This window comes from Microbacterium horticulturae, from assembly GCF_029094505.1.
Lineage (GTDB): Bacteria > Actinomycetota > Actinomycetes > Actinomycetales > Microbacteriaceae > Microbacterium > Microbacterium horticulturae.
The window spans coordinates 1334440-1360551 of the sequence record NZ_CP119108.1 but is presented as its reverse complement, the minus strand read 5'-3'; the positions used below and the strand labels follow the sequence as shown (position 1 = coordinate 1360551).

At 68.8% G+C, this 26112-nt stretch carries 25 protein-coding genes; 3 read left to right on the top strand and 22 right to left on the bottom strand.

Translation table 11 applies throughout. The features are described from left to right. Positions 1-28 precede the first annotated feature (28 nt). The 11 genes from PU630_RS06370 to murC all read right to left on the bottom strand — a co-directional run bounded on the left by PU630_RS06370 (position 29) and on the right by murC (position 12299). Positions 29-1210 carry a hypothetical protein gene (locus tag PU630_RS06370; RefSeq protein ID WP_275279503.1) on the bottom strand — a complete coding sequence of 394 codons (1182 nt, stop codon included), beginning with the start codon at positions 1208-1210 and terminating at the stop codon, positions 29-31. Positions 1211-1267: 57 nt separating this feature from the next. Continuing rightward, the gene (dnaE, locus tag PU630_RS06365; protein WP_275280038.1) at positions 1268-4738 is read right to left on the bottom strand and encodes a DNA polymerase III subunit alpha; all 3471 of its coding nucleotides are present in this window, start codon (positions 4736-4738) and stop codon (positions 1268-1270) included. A gap of 96 nt (positions 4739-4834) precedes the next feature. After that, positions 4835-5755, bottom strand: a complete 921-nt coding sequence (locus tag PU630_RS06360) for an RluA family pseudouridine synthase (protein ID WP_275279502.1) — start codon at positions 5753-5755, stop codon at positions 4835-4837. 1 nt (position 5756) lies between these two features. Further along, positions 5757-6296 carry a signal peptidase II gene (lspA, locus tag PU630_RS06355; RefSeq protein ID WP_275279501.1) on the bottom strand — a complete coding sequence of 180 codons (540 nt, stop codon included), beginning with the start codon at positions 6294-6296 and terminating at the stop codon, positions 5757-5759. 15 nt (positions 6297-6311) lie between these two features. After that, positions 6312-6929, bottom strand: coding sequence for a DivIVA domain-containing protein (locus PU630_RS06350; protein WP_275279500.1), 618 nt, complete (start codon positions 6927-6929; stop codon positions 6312-6314). Between the two features lie 122 nt (positions 6930-7051). Then, on the bottom strand, positions 7052-7354 hold the full coding sequence (locus tag PU630_RS06345; protein ID WP_275279498.1) for a YggT family protein: 303 nt from the start codon (positions 7352-7354) through the stop codon (positions 7052-7054). Between the two features lie 5 nt (positions 7355-7359). Further along, complete coding sequence (locus PU630_RS06340) at positions 7360-7827, bottom strand: cell division protein SepF (protein ID WP_275279497.1); 468 nt, start codon at positions 7825-7827, stop codon at positions 7360-7362. Positions 7828-7858: 31 nt separating this feature from the next. Then, positions 7859-8545, bottom strand: a complete 687-nt coding sequence (locus PU630_RS06335; protein ID WP_275279496.1) for a YggS family pyridoxal phosphate-dependent enzyme — start codon at positions 8543-8545, stop codon at positions 7859-7861. A gap of 3 nt (positions 8546-8548) precedes the next feature. Beyond that, the gene (ftsZ, locus tag PU630_RS06330) at positions 8549-9706 is read right to left on the bottom strand and encodes a cell division protein FtsZ (RefSeq protein WP_275279495.1); all 1158 of its coding nucleotides are present in this window, start codon (positions 9704-9706) and stop codon (positions 8549-8551) included. Between the two features lie 158 nt (positions 9707-9864). After that, complete coding sequence (locus PU630_RS06325) at positions 9865-10854, bottom strand: cell division protein FtsQ/DivIB (protein ID WP_275279493.1); 990 nt, start codon at positions 10852-10854, stop codon at positions 9865-9867. 5 nt (positions 10855-10859) lie between these two features. Further along, on the bottom strand, positions 10860-12299 hold the full coding sequence (gene murC, locus PU630_RS06320) for a UDP-N-acetylmuramate--L-alanine ligase (RefSeq protein WP_275279492.1): 1440 nt from the start codon (positions 12297-12299) through the stop codon (positions 10860-10862). A gap of 128 nt (positions 12300-12427) precedes the next feature. Between murC and PU630_RS06315 the strand changes: the two genes are divergently transcribed. After that, on the top strand, positions 12428-13309 hold the full coding sequence (locus PU630_RS06315; RefSeq protein WP_275279491.1) for a Hint domain-containing protein: 882 nt from the start codon (positions 12428-12430) through the stop codon (positions 13307-13309). Next, positions 13306-13665, top strand: coding sequence for a GntR family transcriptional regulator (locus PU630_RS06310; protein ID WP_275279490.1), 360 nt, complete (start codon positions 13306-13308; stop codon positions 13663-13665). The genes PU630_RS06315 and PU630_RS06310 overlap by 4 nt, the downstream gene beginning before the upstream one ends. Positions 13666-13669: 4 nt before the next feature. Here PU630_RS06310 and murG read toward each other — a convergent pair whose 3' ends face one another. From murG to PU630_RS06260, 10 genes are all read right to left on the bottom strand, one after another. Continuing rightward, positions 13670-14743 carry an undecaprenyldiphospho-muramoylpentapeptide beta-N-acetylglucosaminyltransferase gene (gene murG, locus PU630_RS06305; RefSeq protein ID WP_275279489.1) on the bottom strand — a complete coding sequence of 358 codons (1074 nt, stop codon included), beginning with the start codon at positions 14741-14743 and terminating at the stop codon, positions 13670-13672. A gap of 9 nt (positions 14744-14752) precedes the next feature. Then, positions 14753-15964 (bottom strand): putative lipid II flippase FtsW, encoded by a 1212-nt coding sequence (ftsW, locus tag PU630_RS06300; RefSeq protein WP_275279488.1) that lies wholly within the window; start codon positions 15962-15964, stop codon positions 14753-14755. Then, a complete protein-coding gene (gene murD / locus PU630_RS06295) occupies positions 15924-17465 on the bottom strand; it encodes a UDP-N-acetylmuramoyl-L-alanine--D-glutamate ligase (RefSeq protein WP_275279487.1) in 1542 nt (513 codons plus the stop codon). The genes ftsW and murD overlap by 41 nt, the downstream gene beginning before the upstream one ends. Further along, complete coding sequence (gene mraY / locus PU630_RS06290; protein WP_275279485.1) at positions 17462-18571, bottom strand: phospho-N-acetylmuramoyl-pentapeptide-transferase; 1110 nt, start codon at positions 18569-18571, stop codon at positions 17462-17464. The genes murD and mraY overlap by 4 nt, the downstream gene beginning before the upstream one ends. Continuing rightward, positions 18568-19980 carry a UDP-N-acetylmuramoyl-tripeptide--D-alanyl-D-alanine ligase gene (locus PU630_RS06285; protein WP_275279484.1) on the bottom strand — a complete coding sequence of 471 codons (1413 nt, stop codon included), beginning with the start codon at positions 19978-19980 and terminating at the stop codon, positions 18568-18570. The genes mraY and PU630_RS06285 overlap by 4 nt, the downstream gene beginning before the upstream one ends. 18 nt (positions 19981-19998) lie before the next feature. Beyond that, positions 19999-21792 (bottom strand): peptidoglycan D,D-transpeptidase FtsI family protein, encoded by a 1794-nt coding sequence (locus PU630_RS06280; RefSeq protein ID WP_275279483.1) that lies wholly within the window; start codon positions 21790-21792, stop codon positions 19999-20001. A gap of 4 nt (positions 21793-21796) precedes the next feature. Beyond that, the gene (gene ftsL / locus PU630_RS06275) at positions 21797-22369 is read right to left on the bottom strand and encodes a cell division protein FtsL (RefSeq protein WP_275279482.1); all 573 of its coding nucleotides are present in this window, start codon (positions 22367-22369) and stop codon (positions 21797-21799) included. Beyond that, the gene (gene rsmH, locus PU630_RS06270) at positions 22366-23334 is read right to left on the bottom strand and encodes a 16S rRNA (cytosine(1402)-N(4))-methyltransferase RsmH (protein WP_275279481.1); all 969 of its coding nucleotides are present in this window, start codon (positions 23332-23334) and stop codon (positions 22366-22368) included. The genes ftsL and rsmH overlap by 4 nt, the downstream gene beginning before the upstream one ends. A 104-nt stretch (positions 23335-23438) precedes the next feature. Then, complete coding sequence (mraZ, locus tag PU630_RS06265; protein WP_275279480.1) at positions 23439-23870, bottom strand: division/cell wall cluster transcriptional repressor MraZ; 432 nt, start codon at positions 23868-23870, stop codon at positions 23439-23441. A 207-nt stretch (positions 23871-24077) separates the two neighbouring features. Then, on the bottom strand, positions 24078-24443 hold the full coding sequence (locus tag PU630_RS06260) for a DUF3040 domain-containing protein (protein ID WP_275279479.1): 366 nt from the start codon (positions 24441-24443) through the stop codon (positions 24078-24080). Between the two features lie 65 nt (positions 24444-24508). On the opposite strand from PU630_RS06260, the gene PU630_RS06255 reads away from it, so the two are divergent. Beyond that, positions 24509-25606 (top strand): polyprenyl synthetase family protein, encoded by a 1098-nt coding sequence (locus PU630_RS06255; protein WP_275279477.1) that lies wholly within the window; start codon positions 24509-24511, stop codon positions 25604-25606. A 3-nt stretch (positions 25607-25609) separates the two neighbouring features. Here PU630_RS06255 and PU630_RS06250 read toward each other — a convergent pair whose 3' ends face one another. After that, entirely contained in the window at positions 25610-25960 is a 351-nt protein-coding gene (locus tag PU630_RS06250) for an Rv2175c family DNA-binding protein (protein ID WP_275279476.1), read from the bottom strand. Between the last annotated feature and the right edge of the window lie 152 nt (positions 25961-26112).

Genomic DNA, 26112 nt, shown 5'->3' with positions numbered 1-26112 from the left:
ATGCCGCGCACCCGTCGTTCTTACGGCCTCAGCCGCGGGTGACCCCCGACACGTCAGTGAGCAAGCCCACTCGGCCGTCTTCGTGACGGATCACGAACGCCGAACCGCGGTCCTCGATCACGAGCGCCCAGGCGGTCGGTCCGATGCGGAACAGCGGGGCGCCGTTGTCGTCGACGACGTCGCGCTCTTCGGGAGCGAGCGCCCAGAACGCCTGCTGCGCCGGCTGCGGGGCGGCCTCAGGCGCCTGCTCGGGAACAGGACTGTGCACCGGGTCTTGCACCGCGGCCGGGTCGGGCTGCGCATACTGCTCGGCGGAAGCGTACGGGTCGGGCTGTGCATACGGGTCGGGCTGTGCATACGGGTGGGGCTGCGCGTACTGCTCGGCCGGCGCGGAGGAGTCCGCAGGCTGGCCGTCGTACGCGGGCGCGGGCTGGTATGCGGGCGCGACCGGACGCGGACGCGCCGTCACCGGACGAACGCCGCGTGCGCTGCGGTGTGCGACGGACTCGGGGCGTCCCGCGAAGTCCTCGGACAGGCCGGGGATGACCGGCGCGAACACCGTGAGCACGACGCCGGCGAGCATGAGCACGAGCTCGACCCAGATGACCCAGCTGGTGACCCATGGGCCACCCGCGATGGTCACGGCGAGCTGCGCCCACACGCGGCCGAGCCACAGCACCGCGGCGACCGAGAACGCGACGGAGGCGAACTGATCGATGCCCAGCGATCCGACCCGTCGGATGCCCGACGGCGACAGGCGCCGCAGCACGATCAGGAACACGGCGACGGTCGGCACACCGATGGTGAGGATCCAGTCGATCCCGCTGGTCCACACCGAGCTGAAGCCGAACGACGAGGTCGAGAAGAACGACACGACGAAGGCGACCAGCCAGACACCGGCCAGGATCACTTCGCGGAGCGAGAACGGCCCGACGCCGTACTGGACCGCTCCGGCGGGCGCCGCGTCGGCAGGCGCGTCGTCGATGAACGCGTCGTCGGCCGGAGACACCTCGGCTTCCGATGCGGCAGGGTCCGGCGCGACATCCGCAGCGGCGTCCGGTGCGACCTCCGCAGGAGCGTCGGTACTCTCGTCGACGGACGCGTCCGCGGCCGAGAACTCGGGCTCGGCCGGCGCTGCGACGGCAGGGGCGACATCCTCCGGTGCCGCCTCGGCGTCGGCGGACGGCTCTTTCTGCTTTTCCTCGGTCACCTGTGCTCCCTTCCGGTACACGCTTGCACGCGCGTGTCGTCCGATACTACCCAACCGTCACCCCAGGCACTGGGGTCCCAGCAGTCCCTTGAGCTCTCCATAGAGATCTGCGGTGACCCGCACCGGATGCGGGACCTCGAACACCTTCGCCACACCTCCGCGATGCAGCTTGAGGGTGACTTCGGTGTCGCCGCGATGACGGTCGAGCATCTCGGCGAGCTCGGTCACCAGGCGCTGGGTGGCCCGCCGCTCGGGCACCAGCAGGGTCAGCGGACCCGAGACATCCACCACTCCCAGATCGGGCACGAATGCCGACTGGGCGTGCAGGTTCAATCCGTCGTCGCGACGCGACACCCGTCCGCGCACGACGAGGATCGAGTCACCTTGGAGCATCGAGGAGAACTCGAGATAGGTCTTGCCCATGAACATCACCGTGACCTCGCCGTCGAAGTCTTCGACGGTGATCATGCCGTAAGGGTTGCCACTCGACTTCGCCACGCGGTGCTGCACGCTCGTCACCAGGCCCGCGACCGTGACCTGGTCGCCGTCGCGCACATCCTCGTTCGAGAGCAGGTCATGGATGTTCGTCGAGGCGTGCTTGGCGAGCGGGATCTCCAGGCCGGCCAGCGGGTGGTCACTGACGTAGAGTCCCAGCATCTCGCGTTCGAACGCCAGCTTGTCTTTCTTGGTCCATTCCGGGCGGTCGGGCACCTTCGCATCGTGCTGCGGCTCATCGTCGCCCCACAGCGAGTCGAAGTCGAACCCGACCTCGCCGTTGGCCTCGCGCCGTTTGTCGAGCACGGCCGCCTCGACCGCGTCTTCGTGGATCTCGACCAGCGCACGGCGCGTCGCGCCCATCGAGTCGAACGCACCCGCCTTGATGAGCGACTCGACCGTTCGCTTGTTGGAGACGTGAGGGGGCACACGGCGCAGGAAGTCGTGGAACGAGGTGTAGGGCCCTTCGGCGCGGGCCTGCACGATGCCGTCGACGACGTTCGATCCGACGTTGCGGACGGCCCCGAGGCCGAAGCGGATGTCTTCGCCGACGGCCGCGAAGTACTTGATGGACTCCGACACGTCCGGCGGGAGGACATGGATGCCCATCCGGCGACACTCGTTCAGATAGAGCGCGAGCTTGTCACGGGAGTCGCCGACACTCGTCAGCAGCGCCGCCATGTACTCGGCCGGGTAGTGGGCCTTGAGATACGCGGTCCAGTAGGACACGAGACCGTAGGCGGCCGAGTGCGCTTTGTTGAACGCATAGTCGGAGAAGGGCAGCAGGATGTCCCACAGCGCCTTGATCGCGCCCTCGCCGTACCCGCGGTCGATCATGCCCTGGTGGAAGCCCGCGTACTGCTTGTCGAGCTCGGATTTCTTCTTCTTGCCCATCGCACGACGCAGGATGTCTGCTTGGCCGAGCGAGAAGCCCGCCACCCGCTGAGCGATGGCCATCACCTGCTCCTGATAGATGATCAGGCCGTAGCTGGTCTCCAGGATCTCTTTCAGCGGCTCTTCGAGCTCAGGATGGATCGGGCTGATCTCCTGTTGCCCGTTCTTGCGCAGCGCATAGTTGATGTGCGAATTAGCACCCATCGGGCCCGGGCGGTACAGGGCGATGACCGCCGAGATGTCTTCGAAGTTGTCGGGCTTCATGAGCCGCAGCAGCGAGCGCATCGGCCCGCCGTCGAGCTGGAACACGCCGAGCGTGTCGCCGCGCGTGAGAAGCGCATAGGACTCCTCGTCGTCGAGCGGCAGCTCTTCAAGCACCAGCGGGTGACCGCGGTTGGCCTCGATGTTGTCGAGGGCGTCGTTGATGATGGTGAGGTTGCGCAACCCCAGGAAGTCCATCTTGATAAGGCCCAGCGTCTCGCACGACGGGTAGTCGAACTGGGTGACGATCTGGCCGTCCTGCTCCCGCTTCATGATGGGGATGATGTCCATCAGCGGGTGGCTCGACATGATGACGCCGGCCGCGTGCACGCCCCACTGGCGCTTCAGGTTCTCCAGGCCCACAGCCGTGTCGAACACGGTCTTGGCCTCGGGGTCCGTCTCGATGACGGTGCGGAATTCGGACGCCTCCTTGTAGCGGGGATGCTGCGGGTCGAACATCCCGTTCAACGGCATGTCTTTGCCCATCACCGCCGGCGGCATCGCCTTCGTGAGCTTCTCGCCCATGCTGAACGGGAACCCGAGCACACGACCGGCGTCCTTCAGCGCCTGCTTGGCCTTGATCGTGCCGTAGGTGACGATCTGCGCTACACGGTCATCGCCGTACTTCTCGGTCACGTACTGGATGACCTCGCCGCGACGACGGTCGTCGAAGTCGACGTCGAAGTCGGGCATCGACACGCGGTCGGGGTTGAGGAACCGCTCGAAGATCAGCCCGTGGTTGAGCGGATCGAGGTCGGTGATGCGCATAGCGTACGCGGCCATCGACCCGGCACCCGATCCGCGGCCGGGGCCCACGCGGATGCCATGGTCCTTGGCCCAGTTGATGAAGTCGGCCACGACGAGGAAGTAGCCCGGGAAGCCCATCTGCGCGATGACGCCGCACTCGTAGTCGGCCTGCTTGCGCACCTTGTCGGGGATGCCGTCGGGATAGCGGAAGTGCAGGCCGCTCTCGACCTCCTTGAGGAACCAGCTCTCTTCGGTCTCCCCCTCGGGCACGGGGTAGCGCGGCATGTAGTTCGCACCGGTGTTGAACTCGACGTTGCACCGCTCGGCGATCAGCAGCGTGTTGTCACACGCGCCTGGCCGCTCGCGGAACATCTGCCGCATCTCGGCGGGCGATTTGATGTAGTAGCCGTCGCCGTCGAACTTGAACCGCTTGGGGTCGTCGAGCGTCGAGCCGGACTGCACGCACAGCAGCGCGGAATGGCTGGTCGCGTCGTGCTGGTGCGTGTAGTGCGAGTCGTTGGTGGCCAGCAGCGGGATGTGCAGGTCTTTGGCGATCTTGAGCAGATCGTCGACGATGCGGCGCTCGATGGACAGCCCGTGATCCATGAGCTCGCAGAAGTAGTTGTCACGCCCGAAGATGTCTTGGAACTCGGCGGCCGCCGCGCGTGCGGCCTCATACTGTCCCAATCGCAGCCGGGTCTGGATCTCGCCCGACGGGCAGCCGGTCGTGGCGATGAGCCCCTTGCTGTAGTTCTGCAGGATCTCGCGGTCCATGCGCGACTTGAAGTAGTAGCCTTCCAGGCTCGCCCGACTCGAGAGGCGGAACAGGTTGTGCATGCCCTCGGTCGTCTCGCTGAGCAGCGTCATGTGCGTGTACGCGCCCGAGCCCGAGACGTCGTCGTCGTTCTGCTCGGGTGTGCCCCAGCGCACCCGAGACTTGTCGGAGCGGTGCGTGCCGGGGGTCACGTACGCCTCGATGCCGATGATCGGCTTGACGCCGGCGGCGTTGGCGGCCTTGTAGAACTCGAAGGCGGCGAAGGTGTTGCCGTGATCGGTCACCGCGATCGCGGGCATCTCCAGCCGGGCTGCCTCAGCGACCATCTCGGTGATCCGGGCGGCGCCGTCGAGCATCGAGTACTCGCTGTGGACGTGCAGATGAACGAAGGAGTCGGATGCCACGGTTTCGAGTCTACGTACCGGCTCCGACGCTCAGCTCTGCCACGCTGCTCACTCGGCGCGCAGCACGTCCAGCGCGTGCTGGAAGTCTTCCGGATATGCGGAGGCGAACGACATCCACTCCCCCGTTCCCGGGTGCTCGAACGCCAGCCGATGCGCGTGCAGCCACTGCCGGGTCAGTCCCAGCCGTGCGGACAGGGTCGGGTCTGCCCCGTACAGCGGATCGCCCACGCACGGATGCCGGTGGGCGGCCATGTGCACGCGGATCTGATGCGTGCGTCCGGTCTCGAGATGGATCTCGAGGAGGGATGCCCCGCGGAACGCCTCGATCGTCTCGTAGTGGGTGACCGAGTCCTTGCCGTCGGGGGTGACCGCGAACTTCCACGGGTGACTGCGATGCCGGCCGATGGGGGCGTCGATGGTGCCGGCCAGTGGGTCGGGATGTCCCTGGACCACCGCGTGGTAGATCTTCTCGACCGTGCGCTCCTTGAACGCGCGCTTGAGTGCCACGTAGGCCCGCTCGCTCGAGGCGACGACCATGAGGCCGCTGGTGCCGGCATCCAGCCGGTGCACGATGCCCTGCCGCTCGGCCGGACCGCTCGTCGACGTCCGGAATCCGGCGGCCGCCAGCGCCCCCAGAACAGTCGGCCCCTCCCAGCCCAGCGAGGGGTGTGCCGCGACGCCGGCGGGCTTGTCCACCACGATGATGTCGTCGTCGCTGTAGACGACCCCGAGGTCGGGCACCGCGAGCGGAACGACCTGCGGTTCGCTCTTGGGCGTCCAGCTCACCTCGAGCCAGCTGCCCGCGTGCAGGCGGTCGGACTTGCCCAGGGCACGACCGTCTGCGATGACCCCGCCGGCGTCCGCGACCTCGGCTGCGAAGGTCCGCGAGAATCCGAGCATCTTCGCGAGCGCGGCATCCACTCTCGTGCCCTCGAGCCCGTCCGGCACCGGGATCGTGCGCGACTCCACGTCAGTCCTCGTCGGACGTGGTCGCTATGGCACGCGCACGGCCGTCGAGGCGCACGCCAATCAACACGAGGATCGCGACGCCGATCATCATCGTCGTGATGAACATGTCGGCCACGTTGTAGGTGGCCGGCATCATCCATGGGGTGTTGATGAAGTCGACCACGTGACCGCGAGCGAAACCGGGCTCGCGGATGAGCCGATCGGTGAGGTTGCCGAGGACGCCCCCGAGCAGCAGCCCGAGGATGATGGTCCACGCGCGGGAGCGGACCCGCGTTCCCACGAGCCAGATGATGACGAGGGCGACCACTGCCAGGGCGATGGTGAACACCCAGGTCACGTTCTCGCCGAGCGAGAAGGCGGCACCGGCGTTCGTGATCCGGAAGAAGATCAGGAAGTCGCCGATGACGTGCACCGGCTGTTCCACAGGAAGATGCTGCAGGGCGAGGTACTTGGTGAACTGGTCGGCGGCCAGCACCAGCGCTGCGAGGATCACAACGATGGTGCCGGCCGCCGCCGTACGCAATGGTGCGCGACCGGTCAAGGGCCGGTGACCGAGCTAGAGGCCCGCCGAGACCGGCGTCGCACCCGAGCTGGTGCCGGTGGTCTCGAGGTCGCGGAGCTTGCCCTCGATGTAGCTGCGCAGCTGCGAGCGATAGTCGCTCTCGAACTGCTGCAGCTCGGCGATGCGGCCCTCGAGCGCGCCGCGCTCCTTCTCGAGCCGGGCGATCTCATCGCGGCCCCGGGCCTCGGCGTCGGAGACGATGGCTGCGGCCTGCGAACGCGCGTCGGCGATCAGCTTGTCGCGCTGCGACTTGCCCTCGGCCACGTGCTCGTCGTGCAGACGCTGCGCGAGCTCGATGATGCTCGCGCTCTGCGTGGCCCCGTCGGCGGAAGCGGCGACAGGAGCGGACGCGACCGGCGCCGGTGCGGGCTCGGGAGCCGCCTGAGCGGGGGCTGCGGTCTGAGCGGGGGCTGCGGCCTGGGCCGGCGCTGCAGCTTGGCCGGACTCGTAGGCGGCCAGCTTCGCCTTCAGCTCTTCGTTCTCGGCCAGCGCCTTGCGCCACTCGACGACGATCTCGTCGAGGAAGTCATCGACCTCGTCCGGGTCGAAGCCCTCCTTGAACCGGACGTGTTGGAACTGCTTGGTGACGACGTCATCCGGAGACAGTGGCATTTCTTCCTCTTTCGGGCTCGTTTGGGCAATGAATCTGCTTGGCCGATGCCAGGACGACCTCCCTCGAGGTCGGTCGCTTCAGGCAAGCATAGTCGCCGGTCCGAGCCGGCGCGAAGGTCTGGTCATATGACGGAAAGGGCACCCGTGATCGACATCAGCACGAAGCAGATGAGGATCACGATCGTGAATGAGAGGTCGATGGCGACCGGCCCGACCCGCAGAGGGCGGATGAAGCGCCGGAGGAAGCGCAGCGGCGGATCGGTGATCGTGTACACGGCTTCGGCGAGGACCAGTCCTGCACCGCGCGGCCGCCAGCCGCGGTTCACCATGGGGATGATGTCGAGGATCATCCGCGCGAACAGCACGAGGACGTACAGCAGGAGGAGGACGTTGACGATCCCCGCGATCAGCCGGACTGCTCCCACGGCTGCTACGACTGCGAGAAGGGCGCGACGTCCGGATCGGCCTGCGCCACCGTGCCGTCGCCCGACAGCGCGACGTTCTCCGGCGACAGCAGGAACACCTTGCTGGTCACGCGCTCGATGCGTCCGTGCAGGCCCAGCGACAGACCACTGGCGAAGTCGACGAGACGCCGTGCATCGGCGTCGCTCATCTGTGACAGGTTGATGATCACCGGGATGCCCTCGCGGAAGTTCTCGGCGATCAGCTGCGCATCCCGGTACTGCTTGGGGTGCACCGTGAGGATCTCGGTCACCGCGCTCGGCACGGGCTGGCGCACCACGGTGGGACGATGGATCGGCGTCACCGGAGCAGCCTTCTCGACGTTCTTCGCGGTGCTGCGGGGTGCGGGCTGGGTCGCCTGCTCCTCTTCGTACACCTCTTCTTCTTCGTCGGCCAGGCCCAGGTACACCATGGTCTTCTTGAGCGGGTTCGACATCGCATCCTCCGTTTGCTCGTCTGATTCGAGGCTAAAGGTGTGGGGGCCGCTCGCCCGTGATTGCCGAGCCGATCCGCAGGTGTGTCGCGCCTGCGGCTATCGCCTCGGGGAAGTCGGCGGTCATCCCGGCTGAGATCCAGTCGGCATCGGGCACGACCGTCCGCAGCCGCCCGGCGTACCCGGCCAGCCGTTCGAACGCCGCGGCGGCCGGCTCATCGAGCGGCGCCACCGCCATCACGCCGCGGACCCGCAGGGTGGGGCATCCCCCCACCACGTGCTCGGCGAGCGGTTCGATCTGATCCGGCGCGACGCCCCCGCGGCCCGGATCGTCGGTGAGATTTATCTGCAGCAGCACGTCGAGGACGTCGCCGTCCTCGCCGACGCTATCGAGGGCGTCGGCGAGTCGGGCGCGGTCGACGGAGTGGACGACGGATGCCGCAGCCCGGACCGCCCGTGCCTTCTTGGTCTGTGCTTGGCCGATGAAGTGCCAGCGAAGCCCTTCGAGCGCCACGAGCTCCTGCGTCTTCGCCGTCAGCTCCTGCTGCCGGTTCTCCCCCACGTCGCGGACCCCGAGACGGAAGAGGTCGGAGACGAGGGAGGCCGGATGGAACTTGGTGACGACGATGCGGGTGATCTCGCTCGGGTCGCGGCCGACCGCGCGCGCCGCATCCGCGATGCGCGCGTCGACCGCAGCCAGACGTGAGGCGAGATCGTCCACGTGCTACTTCAGGAAGTCGGGGATGTCGAGGTCGTCATCGCCGAAGGCCGATTCGTACGCCGTGTCGGCGACGACGGCCACGGGGATCGACTCCGGCTTCTTGGCGCCTTCGCCGTCGCCCTCTCCGGCACGTGCCGCCTCTTCGGCCGGCACGTCGGGCAGCGCGGGCGCCACCGGACGCTGTGCGGTCATCGGCTCGATGCGCGACTGCGGCTCGCCGCCGTCGAAGCCCGCCGCGATCACGGTCACGCGCACCTCGTCGCCGAGGGTGTCGTCGATGACAGTACCGAAGATGATGTTGGCCTCGGGATGCGCGGCCTCCTTCACCAGCTGCGCGGCGTCGTTGATCTCGAAGATGCCGAGGTTCGATCCGCCCTGGATCGACAGCAGCACGCCGTGCGCGCCCTCGATCGACGCCTCCAGCAGCGGAGATTCGACCGCCAGCTCCGCGGCCTTGATCGCCCTATCGGCGCCACGTGCCGAGCCGATGCCCATGAGCGCGGAGCCCGCCCCCTGCATGACCGACTTGACGTCGGCGAAGTCGAGGTTGATGAGCCCCGGCGTCGTGATGAGGTCGGTGATGCCCTGGACACCGGCCAGGAGCACCTGATCGGCCGTCGCGAACGCCTCGATCATCGAGATGCCGCGGTCGCTGATCTCCAGCAGCCGGTCGTTCGGCACGACGATGAGGGTGTCGACCTCTTCTTTCAGGCGGGCCACACCGCCCTCGGCCTGACTCTGCCGACGCCGTCCCTCGAACGAGAACGGCTTGGTGACCACACCGATGGTGAGGGCACCGATCGACTTCGCGATCTTCGCGACGACGGGTGCACCTCCGGTGCCCGTTCCGCCGCCCTCACCCGCGGTGACGAAGACCATGTCGGCGCCCGCGAGCGCCTCTTCGATCTCTTCCGCGTGGTCTTCGGCCGCACGGCGCCCGACCTCGGGGTCGGCGCCTGCGCCCAGCCCCCGTGTCAGCTCGCGACCGACGTCCAGCTTGACGTCGGCATCACTCATCAGCAGCGCCTGCGCGTCGGTGTTGATCGCGATGAACTCCACGCCCCGCAGACCCAGTTCGATCATGCGGTTGACGGCATTGACTCCGCCACCGCCGACTCCGACCACCTTGATCACTGCGAGGTAGTTCTGGTTCTGGCTCATGCCGGCCTCCGTCTCGTCCCGAACCAAGCTCTTAAACCTTCAACCTCATCTAGAGGTTTAAAGAATTGCCCGGTATGCAATTCCTTCTCGTTGAACGTAAGCGGGACCGGCCCCGCACGGCGGTACATGTTGGGCGTGTCGCCGAAGTCGCGACGGATTCAGCGCACGAGAACGGCGTCGGGGCTCGACACGTCGTACGAGGTGACCTTCGACGGCGGCTTGGCCTTCATCAGCGTCTGCAGCACGACGCCCTTCCGCGCCGACTCGTCGGCGCTGCCCCACACGACCTTGGTGCCGGTCTTGCCGAGTGTGAGCGTCACGTCGTCGGGGGTCGTCGCCGATACCGCGGTGACCTTCGAGCGGATGGCGCTGGGCAGAGAGCGGATGACCTGGCCGGCCGAGCGGAAGGCCTCTGAGCTCGTCCCGCCGCCGATCGTCAGCACCGGCAGCGATTTCGGCTTCGCCGATGAGGTCGACAGTGCGACGCCCGCCGCATCGACGACCGTGTAGCCGGCAGCCGAGGTCACGACGCCGACGGGTGTGCGCTCGACGATGCGCACGATCAGCTCGTGCGGCGGCTGTGCCTGCAGCGTGTAGGTCTCGACGAGGGGGAAGGTGACGAGAGCAGCTTTGACCGCCGCCTGATCGACGAGGGGCAGAGGGGTGCCCAGCTGGCTCTTCAGCGCCGCGGCGACCTTCGCTTCATCGAGCGCCGAGGTCCCGACCACATGGATCTCACGGACCGCGAACAGCGGACTGTACGCCGCCCCGAAGGAACCCGCCACCAGCAGCACGAATGCGCCCAGCACGCTCAGCCACACGATGCGTCGACGGCGCTGCCGCGCAGTGAAGCGCCGCACCTCCGCGCGCAGGGCCCGGCGACGCGCACGGGACGCCCGCCACACATCGTGCCAGCGCACCCGCTCTCCGTCGTTCGCGGGCATCTCAGCGATGCCGGTCACGGCGGGCGCGGCATCCGGCCCCGTCGACAGCGGGATGACGGGGGCCGTGGCCTCCGGCTCGCCGATCGGGTCGGGCTCGACGGTCGGGTCCGGCTCGCCGATCGAACGCGGCTCGAGCGTCGGGTACTCAGGACGCTTCGGTCGCTCCACCCGGGGCGGGGCGGGCAGGGGCGTCGGCCGGCGCATCCCGGTTACTCCCCCGACGCCGCCGTGATCGTGCCGGTGGAGGCATCTGCGCCGACACCGGCGGCGAGGGCCTGCAGCACCTGCGGGATGATCAGGTAGACGTTGCCGCAGCCGAGCGTGATGATGTAATCGCCCGGGCGCGCGACCGACGCGGTGTAGTCGGCGGCCTCCTGCCAGTCGGCGACGAAGTGCACGTGCGACGCGTCGGCGAAGTCATCGCTGACGAGCTTGCCGGTCACGCCCGGCACCGGGTCTTCGCGGGCGCCGTACACGTCGAGCACGACCGTGTGGTCGGCGCGCGACTCGAGCACCTCGGCGAACTCGCGGTGCATCTGCTGCGTGCGCGAGTAGGTGTGCGGCTGGTGCATCGCGATGATGCGCCCGTCGCCGATCACGGTGCGGGCGGCATCGAGCGCCGCGGCGACCTCGGTGGGGTGGTGCGCGTAGTCGTCGTACACGCTGACCCCGTGCTCGACGCCGTGCAGCTCGAAGCGGCGCACGGTGCCGGTGAACCCGGTGATCGCCCGCGCGGCGGCGTCGAGGTCGTAGCCGAGGGTGAGCAGCACCGCGGCCACGCCGGCGGCGTTCAGAGCGTTGTGCGCCCCGGGGATCGCGAGCTGCACGCGCACCGAGCTGTCCCCATGCGTGAGGGTGAAGGCCACCGGGCCCTCGGTCGTGATCCCGGTCACCCGCACATCGGCCTCGGCTGCAGTGCCGAACGTGATGACGTTCGGATGGGTCAGCGCACGTGTCACGCGCTGCGCACCGGGGTCGTCGGCCGAGATCACGACGGCCTCGCGCGCCTTGTTCGCGAAGTCGGCGAAGGCGGCGTAGAACGCGTCGGCCGTGCCGTAATGGTCGAGGTGGTCGGGGTCGACGTTCGTGATGAGGGCGACCGACGTGTCGTACAGCACGAAAGTGCCGTCGGACTCGTCGGCCTCGATGACCACGAGGTCGTCGGTGCCGGTCCCGCTCGAGACGCCGAGCTGGGCGATCACTCCCCCGTTGACGAACGTCGGGTCGGCGTCGAGCGCCTGGAGGGCCGTGACGATCATGCCCGTCGAAGTGGTCTTGCCGTGGGCGCCGGCCACCGCGACCAGGCGCCGGCCGCCGATCAGCCAATACAGCGCCTGCGAGCGGTGGATCACCGCGAGCCCGCGTTCCTTGGCCGCCACGTACTCGGGGTTCTCCGGCCAGATCGCACCGGTGTGGATGACGGTGTCGGCATCGCCCAGGTGTGCGGCGTCATGCCCGATGTGCACCTGGGCGCCGAGCTCGGCCAGGGCCCGCAGGTTCGCGCTGTCGGCGCGGTCAGACCCAGAGACGTGGATGCCGCGGGCCAGGAACATCCGCGCGAGCCCCGACATCCCCGAACCGCCGATGCCGATGAAGTGCGCGGCCCGGATCTCGTCGGGGATGGGAAGGGTCAAATCGGGTCTGATCATGTCGCCTCCATCCTAGGTTGGCGGGCCGTGGGCGCCGGTCGTGGCGCGCTGGGAGGGCGCTGGGACGCCTCGTCACGAAGGGCCAGTTTGTATTGACACATATGGACAAACGGTGATACAAACGTCGCATGGGTGACGACCGGATCACGAACCTCACCATGATGCTGACGCTTCATGCGCTGCCGGTCGTCTTCCTGGTGCTGTCGTCCCGGCGTGGGTGGGGCATGCGCAACGCGGGCCAGACGGCGTTGCGCGCAGGCCTGCCCTTCACGGCGGCTGCGACCCAGGAGCACATCGGCCGCGCGATCCGCGAACGCACACGGATCGGCATGTGGATGCTGCTGGCTGCCATGACCGGCTACGCACTGGTCTTGCTGCTGACGCCTCTGGGCACCTTCCCCTCCGCGCCGTGGGTCCTCGTGGTGATCATCGTGTGCGGCGTCACCACCCTCACCGCGGGTGTCCATACCGCCCGGCATCCGCTCTTCCGGCCCGAGGCCGGCGCGGTGCGGATCGCACGGGCGGCTCGACTGCGCGTCGGTGACTACCTGGGCACCACCCGCACGGTTCTGCCGCGCGTGCTGCTCGGCGTCGGCATCCTCGCCGCCGGATCGACGGCGGTCGGCGCGACGGCCTCGCCCGCCCTTCGCTCCGGGCTGCCGTTGATCGTGGGATGCCTCGTCGTTGCGCTGGTCGTCACCGTGTGGACAGCCCTGCTGGAGCATCGCGTGCTCGACCGCGCACAGCCGGCGAGCAATGACATCGAACTCGCCTGGGACGATCTCTTTCGGACGACCGCACTGAGTTCGCTCCGCGCCGGGGCGGCCATTGCGAGCTGGCTTCCGGTGGGCGCTGTGGCGGTCACGCTGCTGAGCGCCGGCGCCGCATCCACCCAGACGAGCGCATGGCTGGTGTTCTTCGGCATCCCGTTCCTGCAGCTCGTGTATGTCCTCGGGGCGGGACGCCTGCGTCCGGGCCTGTGCCCGACTCCCGCTGAGAGGTCCGCATGATCACCGTCGATCCGTCCAGCCCGACACCGCCCTTCGAGCAGCTGCGGGCGCAGTTCGTCGATGCGGTCGCCTCGGGTGAACTCGTAGCCGGCGAGCGGCTGCCCACCGTGCGGCGCCTCGCCGACGACCTCGGCGTGGCGCCCGGCACCGTGGCGCGCGCGTACCGCGAGCTCGAGGCGGCCGGCGTCATCGAGACCCGTGGCCGCGCCGGCAGCTTCGTGACGCTCGACCGCGATCCCATCCGGCAGCAGGCGCAGCGCGCGGCGGCGGCGTTCGTCGAGCAGATCCGCTCGCTCGGGCTCGACGCCGACGAGGCGCTGCAGATCGCCGCGGCGGCGCTGCGCGCGCAGGCGTGACCCGCTAGCCCGCCAGCGCCCGGTCGATCAGCGCGATGACGTTCTCGGTTCCGGTGCGGATGCCGGTGGATGCCGCGGCCGCCCGCATCTGCTCGCGCGCCGCGTCGTCCTCCAGAAGCGGGATGATCTCCTCACGCACCCGCTCGAGGGTGAGGTCGGCGTCGGGAATGAGCCGGGCCGCACCCGCACGGACGGCCGATGCGGCGTTAAGGCTCTGCTCGCCGTTGCCGACGGCGTAGGGCACGTACACGGCAGGGAGCCCGAGCGCACTGATCTCACTGACGGTCGCGGCCCCTGAGCGGGAGACGACGAGATCGGCCAGCGCGAACGCGAGGTCCATGCGGTCGATGTAGCGGTGCAGGGCGTACCCCTCGACCTCGGGGTCCGAGTGCTCGCTGCGCTCCCCCGTCACATGCAGCAGCTGCCAGCCTGCGCCGAGGATGTCGCGCCACGCGCCGCCGAAGGCGTCGTTCAACCGACGCGCACCCAGCGATCCGCCGAACACGAGGACGGTGGGACGGGCTGCCTCGAGCCCGAAGAACGCCGCGGCCTCCTCTCGGATCGCCGCACGATCGAGATCGACGATCTCGCGGCGCAGCGGCATCCCGACCACTTCCCCGCCGCGCAGCCGCGTGCCCTCGAAGGCGACGCCGACCGCGGCCGCTCTCCGCGCGCCCAGCACGTTGGCCAGCCCCGGCTTCGCGTTCGCCTCGTGCACGACCACCGGCACGCCTTCACGCCGCGCGGCGATGTAAGCGGGTGCCGCCGCATAGCCGCCGAAGCCGACCACCACGTCGACGCCGCGCTCGCGGATGTGCGCGCGCACCTGCAGAATCGCCCGGCGGAAGCGGGCGGGGAAGGCCGCGGCATCCCGATTCGGCCGCCGCGGGAACGGAACCTTGTCGACGAACAGCAGCTCGTAGCCGCGCTCGGGTACGAGGCGCGCTTCCAAGCCTTCTCTGGTGCCCAGGACGAGCACCTCGGCGTCGGCGTCCCGTGCGCGCAGACCGTCGGCGACCGCAAGCAGCGGGTTCACATGGCCGGCAGTTCCGCCGCCGGCCAGAAGATACGTCGTCACCCAGAGAGACTAACCGGTCGTGGCGGGCTGCTTCGCCGGCAGCGTGCGCGCGAACGACAGCAGCACCCCGCATGCGAGCAGGGTGGACAGCAGAGAGGTGCCCCCCTGCGACATGAACGGCAACGGCACGCCCAGCACCGGGAACAGACGCAGGACGACGCCGATGTTCAGGAGCGCCTCGCCGACGATCCAGACCGTGATCGCGCCCGAGACGATGCGCACGAACGGGTCGGTGGTACGGCGGATCACGTGGAAGGACCCCACGGCGAACAGTGCGAACAGCACGAGCACCACGCAGCAGCCGATGAGCCCGAGCTCTTCTCCGACGATCGCGAAGATGTAGTCGTTGGCAGCGGCCGGGAGCCAGTCGTACTTCTGCTTGGAGTTGCCCAGGCCGAGCCCGAACACCCCGCCGCTGGCCAGCCCCCAGATGCCGTGCAGGGGCTGATAGCACTTGTCGAAGTAGTCGGTGCACTGCGCGTCAAGGAAGGTCATGATGCGCGACATGCGGTTGGGACTGGTGACCGCCAGCACCGCCACGAGAACCACCGACAGCAACGTGGGAAGGATGAAGATGCGCAGCTTCACCCCGGAGAAGAACAGCGCCGACAGCACGATGAGCACGAGGATCATCGCGGTGCCCAGGTCGTGACCGGCCAGGACCGTGGCGATCACCGCCACCGAGACGGGCACGAGCGGGATGAACACGTGCCGCCACAGGCCCAACAGCGTCTGCTTGCGGAACAGCACGTATCCCAGCCACAGGGCCAGGGCGAGCTTGAGCAGTTCGGAGGGCTGCGCCTGCAGTCCCGCGATGCGGATCCAGTTCGTGTTGCCGTCGTTGTTGATGCCCAACGGCGTGAACACGAGCATCTGGAAAGCGGTGGCGCCGATCAGCGCGGGCCAGGCTATCTTCTTCCAGAACGACACCGAGAAGCGACTGGCCACGAGCATCATCGGAATGCCGATCGCGGCGAACACCGCCTGCTTGGCCAGGGCCTCATACGGCTTGTCGCCGTTGGCCGACCCCACGGCCGACGTCGCCGACAGCACCATCACCAGACCGAAGCCGGTCAGCATCAGCGCGGTCGACAGGATCAGCAGGAACTCGCTGGGCACGGGCGCGAACACCCTGCCCAGGACGACGCGCGCCGACAGCGGCCGACGGCGGTCCGGCTCGTCAGCGGCCCCGTGCGGAGGACGGATCGTCGTGCTGGTCATCGTCCCCCCTCGCGATCAGCTCGTGCACGGCGGCTGCGAAGCGCGACCCCCGGTCGGCGTAGGACGAGAACTGGTCGAAAGACGCCGCGGCGGGTGCGAGCAGAACCACGTCCCCGTCAGCGGCGATTCCGGTCGCGATCTCGACGACCCGCGCCATGACATCCTCAGTCTCGCCGCCGTCGACCTCCACGACCGGCACCGTCGGCGCGTGTCGCGCGAACGCCGCGAGGACCGGCGCGCGGTCGACGCCGATGACGATCGCCGCCTTGGCGGCCGGGCCCCGGGTCTGCACGAGGTCGCTGATGTCCACGCCCTTCAGCAGGCCGCCCACGACCCAGACCGCGCCGGGGTAGGCGGCCAGTGACGAGGCCGCGGCGTGCGGGTTCGTCGCCTTCGAGTCGTCGATCCAGGTGATGCCGTCGGCGCTGGCGACGATCTCGATGCGGTGCGCGTCGAGGCGGAAGTCGCGCAGGGCCGCGCGGATGGCGGCGGGCGGCACGTCGAGCGAGCGGGCGAGAGCGGCTGCGGCCAGCGCGTTCGCGACGATGTGCGCAGCGGCCAGCCCCTGCTCGGCCAGATCGTCGACCGTGCACAGCTCGAGCGCGGTCGTGCGCCGATCATCAAGGAAGGCCCGGTCGACGAGGATGCCGTCGACGACGCCGAGATCGCTGGGCCCGGGAACGTCCAGCCCGAAGCCGATGGCGCGCGCCCCCTCGACGACGTCGGCGTCTTCGACCATGCGCCGGGTGGCGACGTCGGCCCGGTTGTACACGCACGCGACGCGCGTGTTCGCGTAGACGAACGACTTCGCATCGCGGTACGCGTCGAACGAGCCGTGCCACTGCAGATGGTCGGGCGCCAGGTTGAGGCACACCGCGGCGTGGGGCGAGACCGGCTCGGGGCCGCCGACCTGGTGCGAGAGATACCAGAGCTGGTGGCTGGAGACCTCGACGACCAGCACGTCGAAGCCGCCCGGATCGCGCACGGCATCGAGGACCGGCACGCCGATGTTGCCGCACGGCGCCGCACGCAGACCGCCCGCCACGAGCATCGCCGCGGTCATCTGGGTGGTCGTGGTCTTGCCGTTCGTGCCCGTGATGAGCACCCAGTCGGCCGGTCGACCGTCAGGCCGGGTGACCTTGTCGCGCACCCGCCACGCGACCTCGAGGTCGCCCCAGAGCGGGATGCCGCGCTCCTGCGCCCACCGGATCACCGGGTGGTGCGGGGCGAAGCCGGGTGAGGCGACGACGACCTCCGGCGCGAAGTCGCGCAGCGGCGCCGGAACCTCTTCGAGCGGACCCTGATGCAGGCGTGCGCCGATCACCGGCAGCAGCCGGGCGTACTCCTCGGAGGCGCTCTCGGTGACCACGAGCACCTCTGCGCCGAGTTCGGCGAGTGTGTCGGCGACCGAGAAGCCGGTCACCGACAGCCCGAGCACGGCGACCCGCAGGCCCTTCCAGTCGGCGTGCCAGCTGGTCAGTGCGGCGATGCGCTCGGTCATGTCAGCGAGAGCCATTCGACGTAGAACAGGCCGATGCCGGTGACGGCGAGGATTCCGGCGATGATCCACATGCGCACGACGATGGTGATCTCCGGCCACCCGCGCATCTCGAGATGATGGTGGAACGGACTCATCAGGAACAGCCGCTTGCCGCGCGTGGCCTTGAAGTAGATGCGCTGCAGGATGACCGATCCGGGTCCGACGATGAACGCACCGGCGATGAGAGCCGCGAGGATCTCGGTGTGCGACAGGATCGACATCGCGGCGATGACGCCACCGATGGCCATCGACCCGACGTCGCCCATGAACACCTTCGCCTTCGGCGCGTTCCACCAGAGGAATCCGACCAGGGCGCTGACGAAGGATGCCGCGATGATCGTGAGATCGAGCGGGTCACGGGTGGTGTAACACGCCGGCTGATAGGCCGTGAGCAGTGCGGCGTCGGCGCACGACTGCTGGAACTGCCAGAACGTGGCCAGGCTCATCGCGGCGATCGTGAAGATGCCGATACCGGTGGCCAGGCCGTCGAGCCCGTCCGTCACATTGGTGCTGTTCGACCAGGCGACGCCGAGGAAGCTGATCCAGATCAGATAGAGGATCCACCCCACGACGGCGCCGAGGGCGAAGAGGTTCAGCACCGGGACGTCGCGGAACAGCGAGATGAACTTCGACCCGGGCGTCTGGTTGTATGCGTCGGGAAAGTTCAGGGCCATGATGCCGAACGGCACCGTGACGATCACCTGGCCGAGCACCTTGGGCCAGCCGCTGAGGCCGAGGCTGCGCTGTTTGCGGACCTTCATGAAGTCGTCGATGAAGCCGACGGCGCCGAAGCCCACCATCATCCAGATGACGAGCCACCCCGACACGGTGGGCGGGGTGTTGCCCGTGAAGCAGCCGACGAGGTAGCCGACGACGCTGCCGGCGATGAAGATAGTGCCGCCCATGGTGACGGTGCCGCGCTTGGCTGCGTGGCTGGGGTTGTGCGGATCCTCGGGCGTGCGGATGACCTGACCCCAGCCCCACTTGCGGAACAGCCGCATGAAGACGGGTGTCAGGAAGAGCGTGAACGCGAGCGAGACCGCTGCCGCTGTCAGGAGAGACCTCACGAGAACGATTCTCCCAGACGATCGCCGAGGAAGCGGAGTCCCGCGGAGTTGGACGACTTCACCAGCACCCGGTCGCCGTCGCGCAGCTCGGTGAGCAGGTAGTCGTAGGCCTCATCGGCGGTCGCGAAGAAGACGGCCTCGTCATCCCATGACCCCTCGCCGACGGCGGCGAGGAACAGCCGGCGCGCATCGGCGCCGATGACGACGATGCGCTGGATGCGCAGTCGCACGGCCAGCTCGCCGATGCGGTCGTGCTCTTCTCCGGCGTATTCGCCGAGCTCGCTCATGGCGCCGAGCACCGCCACCGTGCGCTCGTCGGGGCCGGTGATCTGCGCGAGCGTGCGCAGCGCGGCCGCCATCGAGTCGGGGCTCGCGTTGTACGCGTCGTTGATGATGCGCACGCGGTCGTTGCCGAGCGGCTGCATGCGCCAGCGCTCGGCGAGCTCGACGGTCTCCAGCCGCGCCACGGCGTCTTGCGGTGCCACGCCGAGAGCGACGGCGGCGGTGAGCGCCGCCATGGCGTTCCAGACGTGGTGGGCGCCCAGCACACGCAGGTGCAGCGGCAGCCGCGCGCCGTCGACGACAAGCGTGCAGCGCGTGCCCGCGGCATCCGTCTCCGTCTCCTCGGCGCGCACATCAGCGGTCGGACCGGTGCCGAACCGGCGCACCGTGAGGCCGCGCTCGTCGGCGATGGACGCCATCGCGGCGACGCGCGGGTCGTCGGCGTTGAGCACGGCCACGCCGCTGGGGCGGACCGCGTGGACGAGCTCGGCCTTGGCCTTCGCGGTGCCTTCGATGCCGCCGAAGCCGCCGGCGTGCGCCATTCCCACCATCAGCACGACCCCGACGTCGGGGTCGACGAGGCCAGCCAGGCGCGCGATCGCGCCAGGTCCGGACGCCCCGAACTCGCACACGAGGTAGCGCGTGGCATCCGTCACCCGCAGCATCGTCAGCGGCGCACCCACTTCGTTGTTGAACGAGGCACGCGGGGCGACGGTCTCGCCCTCGTCCTGCAGGACGCGCGCCAGCAGGTTCTTCGTGGTGGTCTTGCCGTTCGAGCCGGTGATGCCGACGACCTTCAGGTCGCCGTGCGCGCGCACCCGCGCGACCACCTCGCGCGCGAGGTCGGCCAGCGCCTGGACGGCGTCGGAGACGACGATCTGCGAGATCCGGGTCTCGACGAGGTGCTCGACGATGGCGACGGCGGCGCCGTTGGCTGCGGCGGCGTCGACGAACAGGTGGCCGTCGGTGATCTCGCCGGGCTTGGCGACGAACACGCCGCCGGGCTCGATGAGGCGGGAGTCGGTGTCGACGGGACCAGCGAGGACGGTGCCTTCCGTATCGGCACCGGCGATGTGCAGGGTGCCCGACACGGCGCGGGCGATCTGAGCGAGGGTGAGGGCGATCATGAGTGTGGGGGCCGCGCGTCAGCCGAACTTCGGCAGCATGGTCGGCTTCTTCGTCGCGGGCATCACCCGATAGGTCTTCAGAACCTGGGTCATCGCCTTCACGAAGGTGGGCGCGTTGGCCGTAGACGACCTTACCTTAGTGGGCTGATCGAGCGTGACCGCGACGAGGTACTGCGGGTCGTCGGCGGGGGCGAACCCGATCATCGTCGTGTAGTACACGCCGCTCTTGTAGTGCCCGTTCTCGGCGATCTGGCCGGTGCCGGTCTTGACGCCGATGCGGTAGCCGGGGATCTTCACCATGTCGGCGTAGGAGTTCGACTGCAGCGCCACGTTCTCGAAGATCTCGCGCATCGTCGCCGAGGTCTTCTCGCTGATAACCCGCTCCGCCTTGGGCAGCGTCGGGGTCACCTCGGTCCCGTCCGCCTTCGTGCACGAGTCGACGAGCTGGATCGGGTACTTCACGCCCCCGTCGATCAGCGCCTCGTACGCGGTCAGCAGTTCGGGCACGGTGGTCGTCAGACCTTGACCGTAGGCGGTGTCGTAGCGCATCTGGTTGTCCCAGTCCTGGTACGGGTGCACGATGCCGTTGGTCTCACCGAGGAAGTGGATGGCGGAGCCGTCGCCGATGCCGAACTTCTTCAGGTACTGATACCGGGTCTTCAACGTCGTGCGTTCGCTGAAGATCGATGCTCCGACGTTGGAGGAGTCCATGAGCGCGCCCGCGAGCGTGTAGGTGGACACGCCGTGCCGGAACGCGTCGTTGACCACGGCGCCGTTGGAGAAGTGCTTGACCCAGGGCACCTGCGCCGTCGAAGTGGGAGTGGCGGCCCCGGTGTCGATGAGCGTGGCGGCGGTGATGCCCTTGAACGTCGATCCCGGCTCGAACTGTGAGTTGAAGATACGGCTGTACAGGTACGAGCCCTTCGCGTCGTAGTTGTTCGGGTCGACGGTCGGGTACTCGGCGGCGGCCTTCAGCTTGTGGGTCTTCACGTCGAGCACCGAGATCGTCGCGTACTGCGCGCCGGTCTCCTTGGTCGCCTGCTCAGCCAGTTGCTGCATGTACCACTGCAGGTCGGAGTCGATCGTGAGCTTGAGCGTGCCGCCGTCCACGGCGGGCGTCTCCGTCTCGGTGCCGGGGATGATGACGCCGTCCTTGCCGTTCTGGAAGGTGAGCTTGCCGTTCGACGGCGTCAGGCACTGGTTGTACTGGCTTTCCAGACCCGCGCCGGGCTTGCCCTCGGCGTTCATGAAACCGATGAGGTTGCCGCCCACCGCGCCGTTCGGGTACGTGCGTGCGGCCTTCGGGGTGCATGCGACGTAGTCGGCTCCCAGCGCCGTGATCTTGCGGTACTGGTCGGTCGTGAGGTTCTTGGCCAGGGGCGCGTACTGGGCAGGGACCTTGGGATCGGGGTGCGCGATCAGCGCGTCGGAGACGGCCTTGCGCAGTTCGTCGGCGCTCTGCCCGGTGATCTGGGCGATCTTCTCCGACATCTCGTCCCAGGTGACGTGCACTTCCTGGCCGTGCGTGTCGTGCAGGGTGAGCGTGCGCACGATGTTCGGGCTGAACTGGCAGGTGTAGCTGAGCGTGCCGACGGCGAGCGGGGTGCCGTCGTCGTCGACGATCTCGCCGCGCGTGCCGGCGAGCACCGTGGTGGTGCTCAGGCCGTGGTCCATCGCGTTGTCGATGTTCTCCTGCGCGTTGACGACCTGGATGTCGACGAGGCGGATGACGAACGCGCACAGGATGATGAGAACGACGCCGAGGGCGACCACCGTACGGCGGCGAGGGCTGCGAGTGCTGCGGGTCGTCATGTTCTCAGTGTGTGCGAACCGTCGGCAGACCGTCGGTCACGGGCACGGGTGTCATGTTTTCGGTGGTCGAGGTCTTCTTCTGCTTGTCGTTGCCGTCGATCGTGGCGTGCGGGTCGGTCACCAGCGGCGTGTCGGCGATCAGCTCGTTGGCCACCGACCCCTTGCCGAGGGTGATGGCCGACGTCGACGAGGCCGCCTTCTGCGCGCCGAGGATCTTGCCGTCGCTCAGGCGCAGGTAGCTCGGCGTCTTGTCGACGACCATGCCGAGCGCCGCGGCATTCGCCGCGAGGTACTGCGGCGAACCGAGCCCGGCCAGCTCGTCGTCGAGGACCTGCTTCTGCAGCGTCAGCTCGTGGTGCTGGGAGTTCAGCCGGGCGAGTTCGTACGAGCTCTGCGTCGTCATCACCGACAAGACCATCTGCGCGCCGACGATCCCGAGCGCCGCGGCCACGGCGATCAGGCCGTACCACAGGCGCGGGCGGCGGCGCAGGGCCGGCAGCTCGAGCGCGCGCAGCCGACGTACGGGCCGCGCAGCGGGTGTGGACAGTGGGCGGGCGGTGGCGGCCTGGGCGCTCATGCGATCTCCTGGGCATCATCGGGGCGCACGCGCTCGGCGGCGCGCAGCCGGACGGGCGCGGCACGGCGGTTGCGTGCGCGCTCGTCATCGGATGCCTGCTCGGCTCCCTTGACCAGCAGACGGAAGCGGGGGGCATGTTCGGGGAGTTCGACGGGCAGTCCCGCGGGGGCGGTGGACGTGGATGCCGCGGCCAGAGCCCGCTTGACGAGCCGGTCCTCCAGCGACTGGTACGACAGCACGACGATGCGGCCGCCCACGTGCAGGCTGCGCAGCGCAGCGGGGATGGCGTGCTCGAGCACGGAGAGCTCGGCGTTGACCTCGATGCGCAGCGCCTGGAACACCCGCTTGGCCGGGTGCCCGGCGCGGGCGACGGCGGCGGGCGTGGCATCCGTCAGGATCTCGACCAGGCGACCGGACCGCTCGATGGGCTCAGTGCCGCGCGCCGCGATGATCGCGCGCGCATAACGGCCGGCGAGCTTCTCCTCGCCGTAGCGCTCGAAGATGCGCCGCAGTTCGCCCTCGCTGTAGGTCGCCAGCACGTCGGCGGCGGTGGTGCCCGCCGACTGGTCCATGCGCATGTCCAGCGGCGCGTCCTGCGCGTAGGCGAAACCGCGCTCGGCCTCGTCGAGCTGCAGGGACGAGACACCCAGGTCGAAGAGGATGCCGTCGACGCCGTCGCGGCCGGTCCCGGTCACCGCCTCGGCGATGTCGTCGTAGACGGTGTGCACGAAGGTGACCCGCCCGGCGAAGCGCGCCAGGCGCTCCTGCGCGATGCGCAGCGCATCGGTGTCGCGGTCCAGGCCGATCACATGGAGACCGGCGAAGCGCTCGAGGAAGGCCTCGGTGTGGCCGCCCATGCCGAGCGTCGCGTCGACGAGCACGGCACCCGGGCGCTCGAGCGCGGGGGCCAGCAGCTCGACGCAGCGGTCGAGCATTACGGGGGTGTGGATGTCGCGGATGTCCATGGTCGGCGGGTGGGCTCCGTTCCCGGATCCTGATCCCCATCCGCTCTGACCTGGCGCCGGGGAAGTGCGTCAGGGCGTGAGCGGCTGGGCATCACGAACAGGGATCAGAACAGTCCCGGAATCACCTCCTGCTCCATCTCTGCGTAGGCGGATTCGTTGCTCTCGGCGTAGGCGTTCCACGCATCGGCGTCCCAGATCTCGGCGTGGGCGCCGACACCGGTGACGACGAGCTCTTTCTGCAGCCCGGCGTACGACCGCAGCGGAACGGGGAGGGTGATGCGGTTCTGTCCGTCCGGCTTCTCGGCGCTGGCTCCGGAGAGGAACATCCGCAGGAAGTCGCGGGCCTGCTTGTTGGTCAGGGGCGCCTCACGGATGCGCTCGTGAATGCGCTCGAACTCGTCGGTGGCGAACACGTACAGGCAGCGTTCCTGCCCGCGGGTGACGACCACCCCGGCGCCGAGGTCATCGCGGAACTTGGCCGGCAGGATGACGCGGCCCTTGTCGTCGAGCTTCGGAGTGTACGTCCCGAGCAACATCGCCGATCACCCCCCTTCGTCCGGCCCCCCGTGAGGTTTCACGCCACTTTACTCCACTATCCTCCACTTCACCACCACTGGCGACGTGTTTCCTCCCCCGGCGCTCCCCTTCACGCTTCCCGGCCACGCGGATCCCCCGTCCGGACACAAAAAAAGACACCGACCCGAGGGTCGGTGTCTGGTGTCTTTACTTGTTATGCGGCGCGGTCAGCGCCCGTCCTGTCGACGGTCCCAGCGGTCGTTCAGGCGATCCATGAACGACGACGCCGGCTTGTCGGCCTTCGGCGGATTCGACCGGTCGCGTGGGCCTCGGCTGCCTCTGGCCGGCGTGACGGCGAGGACGACGCCGCCGAGCATCAGCACGAAGCCGATGACTCCGACAACGGCGAGCGGGACCGCGACCCCGGCGATGAGTCCGCCGAGGCCGATGAGCACGAGCACCGTGCCGTACACGATGTTGCGGTAGCTGAGGGTGCGGCCATCGCGCGACGCGTGGACGACGTCGGCGTCGTTTTGCATGAGATGGCGTTCCATCTCATCGAGCAGGCGCTGCTCTTGTTCGGAGAGTGGCATGCATCCCCCTCGGGTGAACTCTTTCCCACGAGTCTACTCGTGGCTGTCATCACTAGGCTAGGCCTGTGGCATCCCTCTCAGACCCTGTTGCGGCCGTTTCCCAGCAGATGGAAGCCTTCTTCACGGCGCAGCGCGCGCAGACCGCGTCATACGGCGCCGAAGCGGGACGGATGATGGATGCCGCGGCCGCGGCCGTCACCGGCGGCAAGCGCCTGCGCGCCCGGTTCTGCATCACCGGCTACCAGGCGGTGATGGAGTCGTCAACCCCCGCGCCGGCGCCCGTTCCCGGTGCGGTGATCCGTGCGGCGGGAGCCCTCGAGGTCTTCCACGCCGCCGCCCTGGTGCACGACGACATCATCGACAACTCCGACACCCGGCGAGGGCGTCCGTCCGCGCACCGCCGCATCGAGAGCGCGCACGCCGCGGCCGGCTGGCGCGGCGACGCCGTGGCGTTCGGCCGTGCCGGAGCCCTGCTGCTCGGCGACCTGCTGGTCGCCCTCAGCGACGACCTGCTGGAGAGCGCCCTCTCGGGCGTCTCCGCCGAGATCGCGGCATCCACCCGTTCCCAATACGCCACGATGCGCCGCGACGTGACGATCGGCCAGTTCCTGGACATCGCCGAAGAATCGGCACACGCGACCGCGCCCGACGCGGAACACGCCGAGCGCGCACTGCGCGTGGCCTCGCTCAAGTCGGCTCGCTACAGCGTCGAGCAGCCGCTTCTCATCGGCGCACGTCTGGCCGGCGCCGATGATGACCAGGTGCGCGCCCTTTCGCAGTTCGGACACCCGGTCGGCATGGCGTTCCAGCTGCGGGACGACGTGCTGGGCGTCTTCGGCGACGCCTCCGAGACGGGCAAACCGGCAGGCGACGATCTGCGCGAGGGCAAGCGCACCGTTCTCATCGCGTACGCGCGCGAGGCGCTGCCGGCGGGCACACGTGCCGTCGTCGACGAGCTGCTCGGCGACCCGGAGCTCGATGACGCGCAGGTGGCGTCGCTGCAGCGCACGATCCACGACACCGGAGCGCTTGCGCGCGTGGAGGCGTTGATCGCCGACTACGCGCGCGACGCCGACCGCGCCCTCGCTGGCGCGCAGCTGGGCCACGCGGCCGTCAGTGGGCTGCGCGATCTCGCCCGCGCGGCGGTCGTGCGCTCGTCCTGACCGTCAGGCCAGTGCGCGCGCGACGCGGCGCACCTCGCTCTTGCGGCCCTGCAGCAGGGCCTCGATCGGCGGCATCCCGATCGTGTCTTCCGGCGCGAACAGCCAGTCGATCGCCTCGTCGTCGGTGAACCCGACATCGTGCAGGACGAACAGCGTGCCCCGCAGCGACGACAGCGGTGCGCCGTCGACGACGAACGCCGCCGGGACCTTGACGGGCCCCTCGCGGCGCGACGAGACGAACTGACGGTCGTCGATCATGCTGCGCACGCGCCCGAGCGTCTCGCCGAGAGCCTCGGCGAGCTCGGGCAGGGTCAGCCATTCGATCGGAGTGGATGCTGCATTCTCACCGGTCACCAGGCCACTATCTCACGGCCGCCGGTCTCGGTCGCCCGATCACAGTAGTCACACTGTTCACATGCACCACGGAAATCTCACACGTTGACAGGAATCACCATCCGTGACACCGTGTGATGGTCACCGAGGGGGGAACTCGTGCCGGATTCGCA

Bases quoted from the DNA above. Each gene is read 5' to 3' on its own strand.
- mraZ (WP_275279480.1), bottom strand. From the start codon at position 23,870: ATGTTGCTCGGGACGTACACTCCGAAGCTCGACGACAAGGGCCGCGTC.
- PU630_RS06260 (WP_275279479.1), bottom strand. From the start codon at position 24,443: ATGCCACTCTCCGAACAAGAGCAGCGCCTGCTCGATGAGATGGAACGC.
- ftsZ (WP_275279495.1), bottom strand. From the start codon at position 9,706: ATGAGCCAGAACCAGAACTACCTCGCAGTGATCAAGGTGGTCGGAGTC.
- ftsL (WP_275279482.1), bottom strand. From the start codon at position 22,369: ATGAGCGCCCAGGCCGCCACCGCCCGCCCACTGTCCACACCCGCTGCG.
- PU630_RS06325 (WP_275279493.1), bottom strand. From the start codon at position 10,854: ATGCGCCGGCCGACGCCCCTGCCCGCCCCGCCCCGGGTGGAGCGACCG.
- dnaE (WP_275280038.1), bottom strand. From the start codon at position 4,738: ATGCTCGACGGCGCCGCCCGGATCACCGAGATGGTCGCTGAGGCAGCC.
- PU630_RS06310 (WP_275279490.1), top strand. From the start codon at position 13,306: ATGATCACCGTCGATCCGTCCAGCCCGACACCGCCCTTCGAGCAGCTG.
- PU630_RS06350 (WP_275279500.1), bottom strand. From the start codon at position 6,929: ATGCCACTGTCTCCGGATGACGTCGTCACCAAGCAGTTCCAACACGTC.
- PU630_RS06340 (WP_275279497.1), bottom strand. From the start codon at position 7,827: ATGTCGAACCCGCTCAAGAAGACCATGGTGTACCTGGGCCTGGCCGAC.
- PU630_RS06285 (WP_275279484.1), bottom strand. From the start codon at position 19,980: ATGATCGCCCTCACCCTCGCTCAGATCGCCCGCGCCGTGTCGGGCACC.
- murC (WP_275279492.1), bottom strand. From the start codon at position 12,299: ATGATCAGACCCGATTTGACCCTTCCCATCCCCGACGAGATCCGGGCC.
- rsmH (WP_275279481.1), bottom strand. From the start codon at position 23,334: ATGGACATCCGCGACATCCACACCCCCGTAATGCTCGACCGCTGCGTC.
- PU630_RS06280 (WP_275279483.1), bottom strand. From the start codon at position 21,792: ATGACGACCCGCAGCACTCGCAGCCCTCGCCGCCGTACGGTGGTCGCC.
- PU630_RS06315 (WP_275279491.1), top strand. From the start codon at position 12,428: ATGGGTGACGACCGGATCACGAACCTCACCATGATGCTGACGCTTCAT.
- murD (WP_275279487.1), bottom strand. From the start codon at position 17,465: ATGACCGAGCGCATCGCCGCACTGACCAGCTGGCACGCCGACTGGAAG.
- ftsW (WP_275279488.1), bottom strand. From the start codon at position 15,964: ATGACCAGCACGACGATCCGTCCTCCGCACGGGGCCGCTGACGAGCCG.